This window comes from Microbacterium sp. bgisy189 (genome assembly GCF_965345345.1).
Taxonomy (GTDB): domain Bacteria; phylum Actinomycetota; class Actinomycetes; order Actinomycetales; family Microbacteriaceae; genus Microbacterium.
Window position 1 is genome coordinate 554466 of sequence record NZ_CBDRMZ010000001.1, and the last position, 16416, is coordinate 570881.

11 protein-coding genes and 2 riboswitches are annotated in these 16416 nt (G+C 68.3%); of the genes, 9 read left to right on the top strand and 2 right to left on the bottom strand.

Annotation, left to right across the window (positions count from 1 at the left end; translation table 11 throughout):
- Positions 1-82 precede the first annotated feature (82 nt).
- The 4 genes from ACSF8R_RS02665 to gcvP all read left to right on the top strand — a co-directional run bounded on the left by ACSF8R_RS02665 (position 83) and on the right by gcvP (position 5939).
- Positions 83-1255: a MarP family serine protease gene (locus tag ACSF8R_RS02665; RefSeq protein ID WP_434810283.1), complete on the top strand. Its 1173-nt coding sequence runs from the start codon at positions 83-85 to the stop codon at positions 1253-1255.
- Positions 1256-1316: 61 nt separating this feature from the next.
- Positions 1317-1412: riboswitch (glycine riboswitch) on the top strand.
- Position 1413: 1 nt separating this feature from the next.
- Positions 1414-1523, top strand: a riboswitch (glycine riboswitch).
- Positions 1524-1573: 50 nt separating this feature from the next.
- Positions 1574-2680, top strand: a complete 1107-nt coding sequence (gcvT, locus tag ACSF8R_RS02670; protein WP_434810284.1) for a glycine cleavage system aminomethyltransferase GcvT — start codon at positions 1574-1576, stop codon at positions 2678-2680.
- The gene (gene gcvH, locus ACSF8R_RS02675; protein ID WP_434810285.1) at positions 2677-3057 is read left to right on the top strand and encodes a glycine cleavage system protein GcvH; all 381 of its coding nucleotides are present in this window, start codon (positions 2677-2679) and stop codon (positions 3055-3057) included. The genes gcvT and gcvH overlap by 4 nt, the downstream gene beginning before the upstream one ends.
- A gap of 53 nt (positions 3058-3110) precedes the next feature.
- A complete protein-coding gene (gene gcvP / locus ACSF8R_RS02680; RefSeq protein ID WP_434810388.1) occupies positions 3111-5939 on the top strand; it encodes an aminomethyl-transferring glycine dehydrogenase in 2829 nt (942 codons plus the stop codon).
- Between the two features lie 357 nt (positions 5940-6296).
- On the opposite strand, the gene ACSF8R_RS02685 is transcribed toward gcvP, so the two are convergent.
- Positions 6297-7106, bottom strand: coding sequence for a CPBP family intramembrane glutamic endopeptidase (locus ACSF8R_RS02685; protein ID WP_434810286.1), 810 nt, complete (start codon positions 7104-7106; stop codon positions 6297-6299).
- Positions 7107-7262: 156 nt separating this feature from the next.
- Between ACSF8R_RS02685 and ACSF8R_RS02690 the strand changes: the two genes are divergently transcribed.
- The 3 genes from ACSF8R_RS02690 (at position 7263) to ACSF8R_RS02700 (ending at position 12041) form a co-directional block, all read left to right on the top strand.
- On the top strand, positions 7263-9128 hold the full coding sequence (locus tag ACSF8R_RS02690) for an ABC transporter family substrate-binding protein (protein WP_434810288.1): 1866 nt from the start codon (positions 7263-7265) through the stop codon (positions 9126-9128).
- A gap of 200 nt (positions 9129-9328) precedes the next feature.
- On the top strand, positions 9329-10864 hold the full coding sequence (locus tag ACSF8R_RS02695) for an ABC transporter permease (protein ID WP_434810289.1): 1536 nt from the start codon (positions 9329-9331) through the stop codon (positions 10862-10864).
- A 1-nt stretch (position 10865) separates the two neighbouring features.
- The gene (locus ACSF8R_RS02700) at positions 10866-12041 is read left to right on the top strand and encodes an ABC transporter permease (RefSeq protein ID WP_434810290.1); all 1176 of its coding nucleotides are present in this window, start codon (positions 10866-10868) and stop codon (positions 12039-12041) included.
- On the opposite strand, the gene ACSF8R_RS02705 is transcribed toward ACSF8R_RS02700, so the two are convergent.
- Positions 12032-12637 carry a PH domain-containing protein gene (locus ACSF8R_RS02705; protein ID WP_434810291.1) on the bottom strand — a complete coding sequence of 202 codons (606 nt, stop codon included), beginning with the start codon at positions 12635-12637 and terminating at the stop codon, positions 12032-12034. The genes ACSF8R_RS02700 and ACSF8R_RS02705 overlap by 10 nt on opposite strands.
- Before the next feature lie 29 nt (positions 12638-12666).
- On the opposite strand from ACSF8R_RS02705, the gene ACSF8R_RS02710 reads away from it, so the two are divergent.
- Positions 12667-14382 carry an ABC transporter ATP-binding protein gene (locus ACSF8R_RS02710; RefSeq protein WP_434810292.1) on the top strand — a complete coding sequence of 572 codons (1716 nt, stop codon included), beginning with the start codon at positions 12667-12669 and terminating at the stop codon, positions 14380-14382.
- A gap of 88 nt (positions 14383-14470) precedes the next feature.
- Positions 14471-16384, top strand: coding sequence for a translational GTPase TypA (gene typA / locus ACSF8R_RS02715; protein ID WP_434810293.1), 1914 nt, complete (start codon positions 14471-14473; stop codon positions 16382-16384).
- Positions 16385-16416: the final 32 nt, after the last annotated feature.

A 16416-nucleotide genomic window follows, 5' to 3' on the forward strand; every position in this document is an offset into this window, starting at 1 on the left:
CATCGGCCCGACCCGTGAGCCGACTGACCGCCTGGCTGCCTGATTGCCCGAACGCCTGACTGCCTGAACCGAGAGGCCACCTGTGCTCATCGTCGACATCCTCGCGATCCTCGTGCTGATCGCGGGCCTGGCCATCGGCATCGCGCGCGGGCTGGTCGCCACAGCAGGCACGATCGTTGGCCTCGTCATCGGGGTGGTCGCCGCGGTCTGGGTCGTACCGCTCATCGCACCCGGCGTCGCCGATTGGCAATACCGCTCACTGGTCCTCACCGTGGCAGCACTCGCCGTCGTCGCCCTCGGGGTCGCCCTCGGTGCGGGTGTCGGACTCGCGCTGCGCCGCGGGGTCGAGAAGTCGAAGCTCGGCGTACTCGATCGCATCCTCGGCGGGGTCGTCGACACCGCGGTCGCCGGGTTCGTCCTGCTGCTCGTCGCCGGCGCGGTCACGGCCTCAGGGACGCCGATCCTCTCGCCCGCGATCGCCTCCTCGCGCGTCATCGGAACGCTCGACGCCTTCACCCCCGCGCCCGTCGATGCGGCACTGGCCGAGCTGCGCGGCTTCGTCATCGATGAGGGCATTCCGCGGGTCGAAGAACTGCTCGCCCCGCAGGTCGAGCCGACCGCGCCGCCCGTCTCGCTCGATGACCCCGAGCTGCAGGAGGCAGCGGCATCGGTCGCACGCATCAGTGGCACGGCCTACGCCTGCGGGCTTTCGGTGACCGGTTCGGGATTCGTCGCGGCCGAGGACCTCATCGTCACCAATGCCCACGTCGTCGCCGGCGTGGACACACCCGTCGTCGAACTGCCCGGCCGCCAAGCGCGCGAGGGGCGTGTCGTCTACTTCGACCCGGTCGACGACCTCGCCGTGATCGCAGTCGACGATCTCGGCGCGACGCCGCTGCCGATCGCTGAACCGGTGAGCGCCGGCACCCCGGTGGCGGTGCAGGGGTATCCACTCGGGGGACCGTTCACGAGCGGTGCCGCCTACGTCCTGTCGGTCGGCACCGCACCCGTTCCCGACATCTACGACTCGTCCTCTGCGCCGCGTGCGGTCTATGCGCTCGAGGCACTCGTGCGTCCGGGAAACTCCGGGGGCCCGCTGCTCACCGAGGACGGCGCGGTCACCGGCGTCGTGTTCGCCCGCGGCGAGGACGACGAGACCCGCGGCTATGCGATGACGACCGACGAACTCGACCCGGTCCTGGCCGGGGTCGCCTCGTCGGATGCCGCCGTGGGCAGCGGTCGCTGCAGCAACTAGTCGATCGCCCCGATTCGCCCACCGGCCCGCTATGCTGACCGGGTAACTGAAGACAGGCCGCATGACGTGTGCGGGAGAGCTCCGGACCGCGAGGCCCGGGCACCGAAGGAGCAAGCCTCCCCGCCAATCTCTCAGGTCCGCGTACCGCTCACGTCCGGCCGCTCTGGAAAACGACCCGGGGTGCTCCTGCATCGGTGGTCGTGCCGACGGTGAAAGCCCCGCCTTCCGAGGCTGGTGGCGAAACTCTCAGGCCAATGACAGAGGGGGAGTTCTCGGATGCCGTTCCCGGCATCCGCCCGCATCCATTCGGGAGAACTCATGACCCGCAGTACCCCGCTCCACGATCGGCACACAGCCCTGGGCGCCTCGTTCACGGACTTCGGCGGCTGGTCGATGCCGGTGCGCTACACCTCCGACCTCGCCGAGCACCACGCCGTGCGCACCGCTGCCGGCCTGTTCGACATCTCACACATGGCCGAGTTCGACGTCACCGGGCCGAGTGCTGCAACGTTCCTCGACGTCGCACTCGCCGGGAGGCTCTCTTCGATGAAGGTCGGCAGAGCGAAGTACTCGCTGCTGCTGACCGAGACCGGCGGTGTGCTCGACGACGTCATCGTGTATCGCCTCGCCGACGAGCACTTCCTGCTCATCTCCAACGCCGGAAACCGCGACCTCGTCGCGACGGCGCTCGCCGAGCGCGCCGCAGCGTTCACCGACGTCACCGTCGTCGATCGCACCGACGAGTTGTCGCTGCTGGCGGTGCAGGGCCCGAGCGCCCGCGCAGTGCTCGAGGCGACCGCAGGCATCTCGGCCGTCGAGCCCGCACTCGCAGATCTCGGGTACTACGCGTGGTCGGCGGCATCCTTCGACGGCGTCGAGCTCATGATCCTGCGCACCGGGTACACCGGCGAAGACGGGTTCGAGCTGCTGGTGCCCAATGCGCAGGCCAGTGCCCTGTGGGATGCCGTGCTCGCTGCGGGGGAGCCACACGGGCTCGTCCCCGCGGGCCTCGCCGCCCGTGACACGCTGCGCCTGGAAGCCGGGATGCCGCTGCACGGCCACGAACTGTCGGTCGACATCCGCCCCGCCCAGGCGGGCATGGGCCGCGTCGTCGCCGCCGACAAAGAGTCGTTCGTCGGCAAGGACGCGCTCGCCACAGCGGATGCCGAGGCTCCCGTACTCGTCGGTCTCGTCGCCGAGGGGCGTCGCGCCGGCCGTGCCGGTTACGCCGTGCTGGATGCCGAGGGCACCACGATCGGCGAGGTCACCTCCGGCGCCCTCAGCCCCACCCTCGGCCATCCCATCGCGATGGCCTTCGTCGCCCCGGCATCCGCCGCGGTCGGCACCGATCTCTTCATCGACGTGCGGGGAACCCGCATCCCCGCCACCGTGACCGCCCTGCCCTTCTACCGGAGGAACGCATGACCGACCTGACCAGCCTCAAGTACACCGCGGAGCACGAGTGGGTCGCCCTCGACGGCGATATCGCGACCGTCGGCATCACCGACTATGCCGCCGACAAGCTCGGCGACGTCGTGTTCGTCGAACTGCCCGCCGCCGGCACCTCGATCACCGCGAACGGCGTGTGCGGCGAGATCGAGTCGACCAAGTCGGTCGGCGAGCTCTATGCACCGCTGACCGGCGAGGTCGTCGAGATCAACGACGCCGTCGACGCCGACCCGTCGCTCGTGAACCAGGACGCCTTCGCCGCGTGGCTCATCAAGGTGCGGGTCGACCCGGCCGACGTCGAGGCACTCATGGACCGCGCCGCCTACGTCGAGCTCACCGGCGGCGAGGCGTGAGCGTTCCGTTCACCGCACGCCACATCGGCACTGACGACGCCGCCCAGCGGCACATGCTCGACGTGCTCGGGCATCCGTCGGTTGCGGCGCTCGTGGAGCGTGCCGTGCCGGCATCCATCCACGTCGCGCCGGTCGAAGACAGTGTCATCCCGCCCGCGGCGTCGGAGGCGGAGGCGCTCGCAGAGCTGCGCGCGCTCGCCTCGATGAACCGGCCCGCGCGCGCCATGATCGGCCTCGGCTACTACGACACGATCACCCCGTCGGTCATCGCGCGAAACGTGCTCGAGAACCCGTCCTGGTACACCGCGTACACGCCCTACCAGCCCGAGATCTCGCAAGGGCGCCTCGAAGCGCTCATCAACTTCCAGACGATGGTCACCGACCTCACCGGACTGCAGACCGCGAACGCGTCGATGCTCGACGAGTCCACCGCCGTCGTCGAGGGGATGCTGGTCGCACGCCGCGCCTCGAAGTCGCGCTCCGACGTCTTCCTCGTCGACGCCGACGCGATGCCGCAGACTCGCGCGCTGCTCGAGCACCGTGCCGCAGCCCTCGGCATCCGCATCGTCGAGACCGACTTCGCCTCGGTCGTTGAGCGAGCCGCAGGCGAGACCAGACGCGCCGAGGTCCTCGAGGCGTTCGGCGCGTTCATCCAGTACCCCGGCGCGACCGGCCGGGTCTGGGACCCGACCGACGCGATCGCGGCCGTGCACGAGGCCGGCGGACTGGTCGTGGTCGCCGCCGACCTGCTCGCGCTGACCCTGCTGCGCTCGCCCGGATCGCTCGGCGCCGATGTCGCGGTCGGCACGACGCAGCGCTTCGGCGTGCCGATGGGCTTCGGCGGCCCGCACGCCGGCTACATGGCCGTCCGCGCAGGACTCGAGCGCCAGCTGCCGGGCCGCCTGGTCGGTGTGTCGCAGGATGCCGAGGGGCACCCCGCGTACCGGTTGTCGCTGCAGACGCGCGAGCAGCACATCCGCCGTGAGAAGGCGACGTCGAACATCTGCACCGCGCAGGTGCTGCTGGCCGTCATGGCGTCGATGTACGCCATCTACCACGGACCCGACGGGCTGCGGTCGATCGCCGCCGAGGTCGCCGGCAAGGCGACGCTGCTGCGCGACTGGATCGTGGATGCCGGCGCCGACGTGCTCCACGGCGCGTTCTTCGACACGCTCGTCGTGGCGACACCGGGGCGTGCCGACCAGGTCGTCTACGCGGCGCGCGACCGGGGCTTCCAGGTCTGGTTCCGCGACTCCGACTCGGTCGGCATCTCGGTCGACGAGACCACGACGATCGCCGATCTGCATGTGCTCGCGCAGGTGTTCGGGGGACCGGAGCACCGGGTGTTCGGCATCCTGCCCGAGGCGACTGGCGTGCCCGCTGCGCTCGCGCGCGAGGACGAGTACCTCACGCATCCGGTGTTCAACACGCACCGGTCCGAGACGGCGATGATGCGCTACCTGAAGCAGCTCGCCGATCGCGACTACGCCCTCGACCGCGGCATGATCCCGCTCGGCTCGTGCACCATGAAGCTCAACGCGGCGACCGAGATGGCCGCCGTCTCGTGGCCCGAGTTCGCCCGCGTGCACCCGTTCGCGCCCGCAGACGACGTCGCCGGGTACCTCGTCATGATCGAGCAGCTCGAGTCGTGGCTCGCTGAGGTCACCGGGTACGACGCCGTGTCGCTGCAGCCGAACGCCGGTTCGCAGGGCGAGCTCGCCGGACTGCTCGCGATCCGCGGCTACCACCACTCCCGCGGCGACCTGACGCGCGACGTGTGCCTCATCCCGTCGTCCGCGCACGGCACGAACGCGGCATCCGCCGTGCTGGCCGGTATGAAGGTCGTCGTCGTCGCGTGCGACGAGGCCGGCAACGTCGACCTCGACGACCTGCGCGCGAAGATCGCGGCGAATGCCGAGACGCTCGCGGCGCTGATGATCACCTACCCGTCGACGCACGGCGTGTACGAGCACGATGTCGTCGACATCACCGCCGCGGTGCACGACGCCGGCGGCCAGGTGTATGTCGACGGCGCGAACCTCAACGCGCTACTGGGATTCGCCCGCTTCGGCGACCTCGGCGGCGACGTGTCGCACCTGAACCTGCACAAGACGTTCGCGATCCCGCACGGCGGCGGCGGGCCTGGTGTGGGCCCGGTGGCGGCCAAGGCACACCTCGCGCCGTTCCTGCCGTCGCATCCGCTGGCGCAGCGCGCCGAGCACGCGGGCGGGTTCGTCTTCGACGGCGGTCCGATCTCGGCGGCGCCGTACGGGTCGGCATCCATCCTGCCGATCTCGTGGGCGTACGTGCGGATGATGGGCGCCGAGGGCTTGCGCGACGCGACCGGCGCCGCGGTGCTCGCCGCGAACTACGTCGCGGCGCGTCTGGCAGGTGACTTCCCCGTGCTGTACGCGGGGGAGGGCGGGCTCGTCGCGCACGAGTGCATCCTCGACCTGCGGCCGCTGCGCGAGCAGACCGGCATCACCGTCGACGACGTCGCCAAGCGCCTCATCGACTACGGCTTCCATGCCCCGACGATGTCGTTCCCCGTCGCCGGCACGCTGATGGTCGAGCCCACCGAGTCGGAGGATCTCGGCGAGCTCGACCGCTTCGTCGACGCGATGGCCGCGATCAAGCGCGAGGCGTTGGCGGTGGCCGCAGGGGAGTGGCCCGCCGACGACAACCCGCTCGTGCACGCCCCGCACACCGCCGCATCCGCCGTCGCGACGGACTGGCAGCATCCCTACACCCGCGAGCAGGCCGTGTACCCCATCCCCGGCATCGTCCGCACGAAGTACTGGCCCCCCGTCCGCCGTATCGACAACGCCTACGGCGACCGCAACCTCGTCTGCGCCTGCCCGCCCGTCGAGGCCTTCGCCTGATCCAGCCTCAGATCCGCGAGAGTACATCGGCGCGCCGAGAGGATGGGTAGCCCCCGTCCTTTCGGACGTCAGACGCGGGACGTCGGCAGCGCCCCACAGGGTCGTCGGTGCAGGGCGCGTGCGCAGCGGCAGAACGGGCATCCCGTCACTGTGCTCGCTCACGACGCCATCGCACCCCCGGAACCTGCGTGTCTGGGGACAACCCACGTGGCGCGGCCCTTGTGCAGAAGGCGATCGGAGTGAGCCCGACGCGTCCAGCGAGCGAACAACCGCGCGCCGAGATAACGGGTGAACCCCACGCTCTCGGCGGCCAGATGTACTCTCGCGGGCCGGGGACGGGCGGCCGGAGCGCGAAAGTCAGGCGGGGAGGCCGAAGAGCGCCGGCCACCACGCGGCGGCGAGGGGGTAGCCGACGAAGGCGATGACGTCGATCAGGGCGTGGGCGATGACGAGTGGCATGACACGGCCCCAGCGGTGGTACACCCAGCCGAAGACGACACCCATCGCGATGTTGCCCACGATCGCGCCGAAGCCTTGGTATGCGTGGTACGCGCCGCGCAGTGCCGCGGTCGACAGGATGATCGTCCAGGTGCTCCACCCCAGGCGGCGCAGCCGGTCGAAGAGGTATCCGATGAAGATGACCTCCTCGGTGAGCCCCGCGCGCAGCGCTGCAAGCAGGAGGAGCGGAATCGTCCACCACGACGAATCGAGTGGTGAGGCATCCACCTGCACCGTGATGCCGAGTGCCCTGCCGCCGGCATACAGGGCGAGGCCGGGGATGCCGATGACCGCCACCAGCAGCACACCGGTCGCGGCATCTCGGCCGATCCGACCGAAGTCGAGACCGATGCGTGCGAACGCCGAGCGAGTCGGCTCCCACAGGAAGTAGATGGCCAGGGCCACCGGAACGAGCGCGAAGAATTGCGAGAGGAACTGGGACAGCACATCCCAGAACTGCTCCGCATCGGCGCCGGGGTTCAGTGAGGTCGACTGCGACCCGAGGGATTCCTCGCGGGTGAGCGCCTGGATCAGCGAGAGGACCGAGTAGAGCGCGGACCGGCCGACGGAGAGTGCGAGGACGAGCGCGATCTCCCACCACAACCGTGTGCGAAGCGCGCGTTGCGTGCGCGGGGAACTGCGCGAAAACTCGGGCTCTGTATCCGTCACGTTGTCAGAATGTCACAGGCATGTTGATTTCAGTAAAGGATCTGTAACGGTTTCGCGCGGCGCGTTTGCCAGGAGTGTGCGGTCTGCTTATGGTGTGGGTTATCCGCGCCCAGGGTTGCTTCAGGCTGGGCGCACAACCCTTGCACAGGAGGAAATGTGAAGATCGCGCGTCTTTCGGCGGGCGTGGCTGTTGTGGCCGTGGGAGCGCTTGCGCTCTCGGGCTGCGGCAACCCGTACCAGTCGGAGGTTCAGGAAGGCACCGAGCTCTTCGTTGCCTACAACGAAGGCTTCATGGCGTTCAACTCGAGCAGCTCGGCCGGTAACAACACCGCCAACTCGAACATCAAGTACATGACCGACATGGCGTCGTCGTGGGTCTACTACAACAACACCCCCGAACTCGTCCACAACGAGGAGTTCGGCACGCTGGAGAAGAGCAGCGACGACCCGCTGACCGTCGACTACGCGATCACCGCCGAAGCCGTCTGGTCCGACGGCGTGCCGATCGACGAGGCCGACATGCTCATGCACTGGGCTGCCATGTCGGGCAACGTCGAAGGCGGCTGGGCTCCCGCGTCCACGTCCGGCTGGAACCTGGTCACCGAGACCCCCGAGATCGGCGAGAAGGAGATCACGTTCGTCTACGACGAGCCCTACGTCGACTGGGAGCTCATCGGCCCCCTCGGCGTTTCGGCGCACGGCACCTACGCGCTGGCCTACCCGGAGGAGTACTCCGACGTGCAGGCCGCGTGGGACACCTACCAGGGCGAAGACAGCGACGAGAACTTCACGGCGTACCAGGATGCCGCGAAGGCCTTCGCAGAGGATGCCAAGGCAGCGGTCATCTCTGCCATCCAGGACGGCGACACCGAGGTGCTCACCGCGTTGGCGACCGCGTGGAACGACGACTACGTCTACACGTCGATGCCCGACAGCCCGGCCGCGTTCCTCACCGCCGGTCAGTACAACCTCGTCGACACCGTCGAGGACCAGTACACGACCATCGAGGCGAACCCGCTGTTCACGTGGGGTCCGTCGCCGAAGTACGAGCGGATCACGGTTCGCGCGATCGCGGACTCGACCACGGCGCTGCAGGCGCTGCAGTCGGGGGAGCTTGACATCTGGACGGGTCAGCCGACGGCCGACATCCTCCAGCTGGCCAACGACATCGACACCGCCGAGGTGCAGACCGGTGTCCAGGCTTCGCACGAGCACGTCGACCTGACCGTCAACAACGGTGGTCCGTTCGACCCCGCCACGTACGGCGGCGACGAGGAGAAGGCCCTCAAGGTTCGCCAGGCGTTCCTGAAGACCATTCCGCGTGACGAGATCGTCGAGAAGATCATCAAGCCGCTGAACCCCGAGGCCACCGTGCGCAACACGCACCTGGTCAGCGAGGCCGACGGCGAGCGCTACCCGATCCTTTCGGAGGCGAACGGCTCGGCTGACTACGCTGCGGTCGACATCGAGGGCGCCAAGGCGCTGCTCGCTGAGGCAGGCGTCACCGGCGAGGTCGAGGTCGGCTTCTGGTACCCCGAGGGCAACGTCCGTCGTGGCCAGGAGTTCGAGCTGATCGCCTCTTCGGCGGCGAAGGCCGGCTTCACGCTGGTCGACGAGAGCGAGCCGAACTGGGTCTTCACCGACCCGTCGCAGGAGCCGATCAACCCGCACGACGCGACGATCTTCGCGTGGTCGCAGACCTCGCTCGCTGTCGGTGGCTCGGACCAGATCTACGCCTGCTACGACGAGCCGATGGCCAAGGGCGGTAACTACAACGGCTACTGCAACCAGGAGGTCTCGGACGCGCTGAAGACGCTGAACGTCACGTCGGACGCGGACGAACAGACCGAGCTCCTGACCACCGCTGAGACGGGCATCTGGGCCGACGCAGTGTCGATCCCGATCTTCCAGCACCCGGGCCTGCTCGTCTCGAGCAACCGCGTGACGGAGGTCAAGGCCATGCCGCTGAGCCCCGACTACTTCTGGAACTTCTGGGAGTGGACGCCGGCTGACGGCGAATAAGCCGCGCTGATGTCGGCCGGGCGGGCGTGTCCCGCCCGGCCGACACCGCGACATGCAGGACTGTGGGTGCCGAGGAGACCCTTCGGCACCCACAGTCATGTCGGGGCTGACCACGAGCGGGCCCCGACCCGTACTATTCACTCACCGGACTTCCCGATCGGAACGGCCATGACCTCAGCGACACCCCCGGGAGGTAGCTCTTGCTGACCTTCATCCTTCGACGACTCGGCGCGATCCTCCTGGTTCTGTTGGTCGCCTCGTTCATCGTGTACAACCTGACCGCCATCGGATCGGACCCGTTGGCCGACTTGCGCGGCAGCACGTCGTCGGACCGGCAGGAGCGGATCGATCAGCGCATCGAACAGCTGAGCCTCAATCTGCCGCCGGTCGTGCGTTACTTCACCTGGCTCGGTGGCGCATCGAAATGCCTCATCTTCCAGTGCGATCTCGGCATCGCCTTCAGCCGAAGCGACCAACCCGTCACTGCCGCTGTCGCCAATGCCGCCAGCTCGACGATCCAGCTCGTCACCGCCGCGACCATCATCGCGATCATCGTCGGTATCACCATCGGCATCCTGACCGCCTTGCGCCAGTACAGCGGATTCGACTACACGGTCACCTTCCTGACCTTCATCGTCTACTCGCTCCCGATCTTCTGGATCGCCGTGCTGCTCAAGGAGTACGGCGCGATCCAGTTCAACCAGTTTCTCGCTGATCCGTACATATCGATCCCAGCGATGATCGTCTCCGGCTTGATCGCAGGCGTCATCTTCATGAGCGTGCTCGGGGGCGACGTGCGCAAGCGCCTCATCACGTTCGGCTCGGCGTTTGCCGCCGTCGTGCTCCTCCTCGCGTTCCTGCAGGTCACCGATTGGTTCTCACGCCCCACGGTCGGCATCATCGGCGTGATCATCACCGGGCTTGCGGCCGCTGTCGGCGTCACCGCGATCTCGACGGGCCTTGCCAACCGGCGCACCCTGTACGCGGCGCTGATCACCGTCGCCGTGTGGGCAGCGCTCTACCAGCCGATGCAGTACCTGTTCACGTTCGTGCCGCAGGGCTGGATGCTGCTGGGAATGTACGTGGTCTCGATCCTGCTCGGCGTCGGCGTCGGCCTGCTGATCGGCGGCGAGGGCAAGAAGGAGGCGGCGCGGACCGCCGCGATCGTGAGTTTCATCACCTTCTTCGTCATGGTCATCGACCGCACGATGCTCGTCTACCCCGACTATCTTCGCCGTATCCCGCAATCCGGCGCGATCGCGACAATCGGCTCGGAGACGCCGAACCTGCGTGGCGACATGTGGTTCCAGATCATGGACGGGTTCACCCACCTGATCCTGCCGACCATCGCGCTCTCGCTGGTCTCGATCGCGGCATACACCCGCTACGCCCGCTCGAGTCTGCTCGAGGTGATGAACCAGGATTACGTGCGCACCGCACGCGCCAAGGGCCTGAGCGAACGAACGGTCATCGTCCGCCACGCCATGCGCAACGCCCTCATCCCGATCGCGACGATCATCGCCTTCGACATCGGGGCGCTGATCGGCGGCGCCGTCATCACCGAGACCATCTTCGCCTGGCGCGGGATGGGATCACTGTTCGTGACCGGGCTCGAGCGAGGAGATGTGAACCTGGTGATGGGCTTCTTCGTCGTCACCGGCGTCCTCGCGGTCATCTTCAACCTGATCGCCGACCTCTTGTATTCCGCCCTCGACCCCCGGATTCGGGTGAGCTGACATGTCGACCACACCACTTTCCACCGACGCCCCCGAAGACCGCGGGTCGGAACAGTCGCTCGAGCAGAAGGCCATCGCCGGTCTCAGCCAGGGGCAGCTCGTCCGCCGCCGCTTCTTCCGTCACCGCGGCGCCATGATCGCCCTGATGGTCCTCTTCCTGACGATCGTGTTCGCCTTCAGTTCCGTCGGCACCGTCATCGGCAGCGGCGCGCTCAGCGCCACCTCCGAGGGCACCCTGCGCCTGTCGGGCTGGCGGATCCCCGGATGGTGGGACAAGGACTGGTACACCGCGTATCCAATCGTCAATGGCGGCCAGCCGACGATGAGTCTCGTCCCGTTCGCGATCGGTGAGCACCCGTTCGGGCAGGACACGCTGGGCAAGGACGTGTTCGCGCAGGTGATGCGCGGTGCGCAGCAGTCGATCACGGTCATGTTCCTGGTCGGCGCCGTCTCGCTCGTCCTCGGCGTTGTGGTCGGCGCGCTCTCCGGGTTCTTCCGCGGCTGGGTCGATTCGGTGCTCATGCGCATGACCGACGTCGTGATCATCATCCCGATCATCGTCATCGGCTCGATCATCGGCAAGCTGCTCGGCGGATCGCCCGCCTGGGTGTTCGGCCTGTTCCTCGGGATCCTGAGCTGGACGGGCCTCGCGCGACTGGTGCGCGGTGAGTTCCTCGCGCTGCGTGAACGAGAATTCGTGGATGCCGCTCGCGTCGCCGGCGCCTCCAACAGCCGGATCATCTTCCGCCACATCCTGCCCAACGCGGTCGGCGTCATCATCGTCAACACGACGCTGCTGATGAGCGCCGCGGTCCTCATCGAGGCGGCTCTGTCCTTCATCGGCTTCGGGATCACCTACCCCGACGTGTCACTCGGTCAGATCATCTCGGAGTACCGCGAAGCGTTCCGCACGCGGCCATGGCTGTTCTGGTGGCCGGGCTTCTTCATCATCATCCTGGCCCTCTGCATCAACTTCATCGGCGACGGCTTGCGCGACGCGTTCGACCCGCGCCAGCAGTCGAAGGTGAGCAAGCGCAAGGCCGCCAAGGCGGTTGCGGCTGTGCCGTCGGTGCAGCCCGGTTCGGTGCTCGTGTCGGAGACCAGCGCTGACGACCCGCGCGGGGTCGCCTCCGATGCGCCCCCGGCGGCGCGCCGCGGGAAGGACGATCAGGCGTGAACGGACAGCACGAACAGCGACGCGATCGCCGCTCCCACCAACAGCACGGTGGTGCCCGCGGGCAGGACCGCCCAGCTGGTCACGGTGCCACCTGGCAGGCCCGGAGCGCCGGAGCGACGGTGACGCTCGAGACCGCGGTGCACAAGGGTCGCCGCGTCACCGGAGAGGGTGCCCTCGGCATCCGACGGCCGGCGCGTGTCGCCGTCTCCGGGCGCGCGGTGCACGTCTTCGCGCCGCGTACGCAGCGCCTGGCGGGCGCCGGGCGCAGGTGCCGCCCAGGCGCGCAGGATGCGACCGTCGACGGTGCGCACCGTGAGGGCGTAGCGCGACTCGACATCGGTGATGTCGCCCCACGGCACCCGATGCGTGCGCAACGGGTTGCGGATCTCGATGAAGCCCTCAGAGATCGTGACGGTCGGGCGGATGTAGAGCAGCCACGCCAACCAGCCGAACGCGATGATCGGCCAACCCCACTGCAGCACCGCCACGGGTCCGTCGGTGACGGCGAGCCAGATGAGGGCGACAGCGCAGACGGACATGGCGACGGCGGCGAGAACCACGCCGCCGCGCGGGCGGAAGACGACCGGATCGGGCATCTGCCCATCCTGACACGGGAGGGATCGCGATGAGCGCGACGGATCGGACGCCGAACAAGAAGCGCACCTACGTTCCCGGAGAGGCCTATGACGGCCCGGCACTGTCGGTCTCGGACCTGAGTGTCGAGTTCTGGGTCGGCGAGAAATGGGCGGCTGCCGCGAAGCGCATCTCGTACGACCTCATGCCCGGCAAGGTGCTCGCGATCGTCGGCGAGTCGGGTTCGGGCAAGAGCACGAGCTCGATGGCGATCATGGGCCTGCTCCCCAAGAACGCCCGTGTCACCGGCAGCGCGAAGCTCGCCGGGCGTGAGCTCGTGGGCGCACCGCCGGAGATGCTGCGGAAGGTGCGCGGTGAGGGGATCTCGGCGATCTTCCAGGAGCCGATGACGGCGCTGAACCCGGTGTTCACGATCGGGTTCCAGATCTCGGAGACGCTTCTCACCCACCGCCCCGGCATGACGCGCAAGCAGGCGAAGGCCCGCTCGATCGAGTTGCTCGGCCTCGTGGAGATGCCCGACCCCGAGAAGGCGTTCAACTCCTACCCGCACCAGCTCTCGGGCGGGCAGCGGCAGCGCGCCATGATCGCGCAGTCGATCGCGCTCGACCCGCGGGTCCTCATCGCCGATGAGCCGACGACGGCGCTGGATGTGACGGTGCAGGCCGAGATCCTCGATCTGCTCCGCAACCTCCACACCAAGCTGGACTCGGCCATCATCCTCATCACCCACGACATGGGCGTCGTCGCCGACATGGCCGACGACGTCATGGTGATGAAGGACGGCGACGTGGTGGAGCACGGACCCGTCGCGCAGATCTTCGGCGAGGCGAAGCACCCCTACACGCGGGCGCTCATGGCATCCGTGCCGCACCTCGGCCTCGGCGAGGCGACACCCGAGGAAGACCGGATCAGCGACGACGCCACGGCTGCGCTTCGTCTCGAGAACGTCTCGATCGAGTACCCCAAGCGCGGACGCGTCGCGGCGTTCCGCGCCGTCGAGGGTGCGAATCTGTCGATCCAGCCCGGTGAAGTCATGGGTCTGGTCGGCGAGTCCGGGTCGGGCAAGACGACGATCGCCCGTGCTGTGGTCGGCCTCGTGCCGATCGCCGAAGGCACGATGCGGGTCGCCGGTCAAGAGATGGTCGGGGTGGATGCCAAGCAGCTTCGCGCCGTTCGACGCAAGCTCGGCATCGTCTTCCAGGACCCGGGTTCCTCGCTGAACCCGCGCTGGCCTGTCGGCGTGTCCATCGGTGAGCCGCTCGAACTGTCGGACTGGGAGAAGGGCACCATCGGCAAGCGCGTCGAGGAGCTGCTCGACATGGTCGAGCTGCCGCGCGACTTCCGCAACCGCTACCCGCACGAGTTGTCGGGCGGTCAGCGGCAGCGCATCGGCATCGCCCGCGCGCTCGCCCTCGACCCCGAGGTGCTCGTCGCCGACGAGCCGACGAGCGCGCTGGATGTGTCGGTGCAGGCGCGCGTGCTGGAGTTGCTGCAGCAGATCCAGAAGGAGAAGCAGTTCGCGACCCTGTTCGTGACGCACGACCTCGCCGTCGTCGACATGCTCGCCGACCGGATCGCGGTCATGCAGCACGGCAAGATCGTCGAGCAGGGCACGAAGGAGCAGATCCTGCGCAGCCCGAAGGATCCGTACACGCAGCGACTCATCGCGGCGGTGCCGGTGCCCGACCCGGCCGAGCAGCGTGAGCGCCGCGAGGCTCGAGCGGCCCTTCTGGCCAGCCAACAGTAGCCTGACCTGCCGAAGCGGCTTCGGCTTGTAGAATGGGATGCACCCGGCTCCGGGTGCATCCCCTTCTCATTTCTCACAAGGAATCCTCATGGCGCGCGCCCTCCGTCCCGACCTCCGCAACGTGGCGATCGTCGCGCACGTCGACCACGGCAAGACGACCCTCGTCGACGCCATGCTCCGCCAGACCGGCTCGTTCGGCGAGCACGCGCACGTCGAAGAGCGCGCGATGGACTCGAACGACCTCGAGCGTGAGAAGGGCATCACGATCCTCGCCAAGAACACGGCGATCACCTACAACGGCGCGCACACCGACGAGCCGATCACGATCAACGTGATCGACACCCCCGGTCACGCCGACTTCGGCGGCGAGGTCGAGCGCGGCCTGTCGATGGTCGACGGCGTCGTGCTGCTCGTCGACGCGTCGGAGGGCCCGCTGCCGCAGACACGCTTCGTGCTGCGCAAGGCGCTCGAAGCGAAGCTCCCCGTCATCTTGCTCGTGAACAAGACCGACCGGCCTGACGCGCGCATCGCCGAGGTCGAGGAGGAGGCCCACGACCTGCTGCTGGGTCTGGCCTCCGACCTGCAGGACGACGTGCCCGACCTCGATGTCGATGCGTTGCTCGACGTTCCGGTCGTCTACGCCTCCGGTCGCGCAGGTGCCGCCTCTCGCACGCGCCCCGCCAACGGTGAACTGCCCGACAACGACGACCTCGAGCCGCTGTTCGCCGCGATCCTCGAGCACGTTCCCGCTCCGGCATACGACGACGACGCGCCGCTGCAGGCGTGGGTCACGAACCTCGACTCGTCGCCGTTCCTCGGCCGTCTCGCGCTGCTGCGCGTCTTCAACGGCACGCTGAAGAAGGGGCAGACTGTCGCCTGGGTGCGCCACGACGGCTCGCACACCAATGCCCGCATCACCGAGCTGCTGAAGACCCGCGCCCTCGAGCGGTACCCGGCGGAGTCCGCCGGCCCCGGCGACATCGTCGCGATCGCCGGCATCGAAGAGATCACGATCGGTGAGACGATCGCCGATCCCGAAGACGTGCGCCCGCTGCCGGCCATCACGGTCGACGACCCCGCCATCTCGATGACGATCGGCACGAACACCTCACCACTGGTCGGCAAGGTCAAGGGTCACAAGGTCACCGCACGCATGGTGAAGGACCGCCTCGACCGCGAGCTCATCGGCAACGTGTCCCTCAACGTCGTCGACATCGGCCGTCCCGACGCGTGGGAGGTGCAGGGCCGTGGTGAGCTGGCCCTCGCGATCCTCGTCGAGAACATGCGCCGTGAGGGCTTCGAGCTCACGGTCGGCAAGCCCCAGGTGGTCACCCGCAAGGGCGAGAACGGCCAGGTCCAGGAGCCCTTCGAGCACCTCACGATCGACGCGCCCGAGGAGTACCTCGGCTCGATCACGCAGCTGCTCGCCGCCCGCAAGGGCCGCATGGAGACGATGGTCAACCACGGCACCGGCTGGGTGCGCATGGAGTTCGTCGTGCCCTCGCGCGGTCTCATCGGCTTCCGCACCGAGTTCCTCTCGGTCACTCGCGGCACCGGCATCGCCAACGCGATCTCGCACGGCTACGACGACTGGGCCGGGCAGATCGTCGCCCGCCAGAACGGCTCGATCGTCGCCGACCGCTCCGGTGTCGTGACGCCCTTCGCGATGATGGCGCTGCAGGAGCGCATGAGCTTCTTCGTACAGCCCACCGAAGAGGTGTACGAGGGCATGGTCGTCGGCGAGAACACCCGCGCCGACGACATGGACGTCAACATCACCAAGGAGAAGAAGCTCACCAACATGCGTTCGTCGACCGCCGACGAGCTCGAGCGTCTGACCCCGCCGCGACAGCTGTCGCTGGAGGAGAGCCTCGAGTTCGCCCGTGAGGACGAGTGTGTCGAGGTGACGCCCGAGAAGGTGCGCATCCGCAAGGTGATCCTCGACGCGACCGAGCGCGGCCGCGCCGCGTCGCGCCTGAAGCGTCAGGATGCCAACGCCTGACCCGCGCCGGCATCCACCGCGAACCCTCACAC

Excerpts from the sequence above, each read along its gene's own strand:
- gcvT (WP_434810284.1), top strand. The coding sequence starts at position 1,574 with ATGACCCGCAGTACCCCGCTCCACGATCGGCACACAGCCCTGGGCGCC.
- gcvH (WP_434810285.1), top strand. The coding sequence starts at position 2,677 with ATGACCGACCTGACCAGCCTCAAGTACACCGCGGAGCACGAGTGGGTC.
- gcvP (WP_434810388.1), top strand. The coding sequence starts at position 3,111 with ATGCTCGACGTGCTCGGGCATCCGTCGGTTGCGGCGCTCGTGGAGCGT.
- ACSF8R_RS02700 (WP_434810290.1), top strand. The coding sequence starts at position 10,866 with ATGTCGACCACACCACTTTCCACCGACGCCCCCGAAGACCGCGGGTCG.
- ACSF8R_RS02705 (WP_434810291.1), bottom strand. The coding sequence starts at position 12,637 with ATGCCCGATCCGGTCGTCTTCCGCCCGCGCGGCGGCGTGGTTCTCGCC.
- ACSF8R_RS02710 (WP_434810292.1), top strand. The coding sequence starts at position 12,667 with ATGAGCGCGACGGATCGGACGCCGAACAAGAAGCGCACCTACGTTCCC.
- typA (WP_434810293.1), top strand. The coding sequence starts at position 14,471 with ATGGCGCGCGCCCTCCGTCCCGACCTCCGCAACGTGGCGATCGTCGCG.